The organism is Vibrio sp. 1401 (genome assembly GCF_033340295.1).
In genome coordinates this window covers 1-557 of record NZ_JAWOWF010000687.1, presented here as the reverse complement: position 1 = coordinate 557, position 557 = coordinate 1, and the positions used below count along the sequence as shown (strand labels likewise).

The following is a 557-nucleotide window of genomic DNA, read 5'->3' as shown; positions in this document are numbered from 1 at the left end:
CACCAAAGGTTGAAGTTTGGGTTATCTCGCCAGCCATCCAAATTAAGAAGCCAAGGCTGTTTTGGCACGATCCAGTTTTGCTCTAGGTACTGACATGGGCAGTAGTTGAACTGATGCAGCACCTGAGCCATCGGTGTTTCAGGTTTAACCACGCTTTGCGCTCCTGCGGCACCACGTGAACGTCGCGACATTCGAGCCAATCAATAGCAGTACCATAAACACTAAAATCCCGATGAGATGGTTCGCCGTTTCTTTGGTAACTTGCACCGACAAAATACTTTTAAATTGGTTGCTTTGAGTCGTCACTCGCACCTCCGAAGATGGCACCATCACGACACTAATGCGATCGTAATTCAGCCCTTCAATACTGTTGTTCACCAACAATTTGATTTGAGGCACGTAAGAGTCCAACGCTACATCGGCAGCATGTTTAATAAACACCGATGCCGAAGCAGGAGTCGGACGCTCGCCTGGGCGAAGATCTTGATCTTCGAGTACCACGTGGACTCGCGCCACCAGCACACCATCAATTTGCGACAGCGTTGATGACAACTCTT

Annotated in this window: 1 protein-coding gene and 1 pseudogene; both read right to left on the bottom strand. The window is 48.8% G+C overall.

Translation table 11 applies throughout. The features are described from left to right. Positions 1-152, bottom strand: a 152-nt coding sequence (locus tag R7Z77_RS27600) for a SctK family type III secretion system sorting platform protein (protein ID WP_318137339.1), incomplete at its 3' end; no start/stop codon positions are given. Then, positions 145-557 (bottom strand): annotated as a pseudogene (gene vscJ / locus R7Z77_RS27595) (SctJ family type III secretion inner membrane ring lipoprotein Vsc); the annotation flags it as partial. The pseudogene vscJ and the gene R7Z77_RS27600, both read right to left, overlap by 8 nt.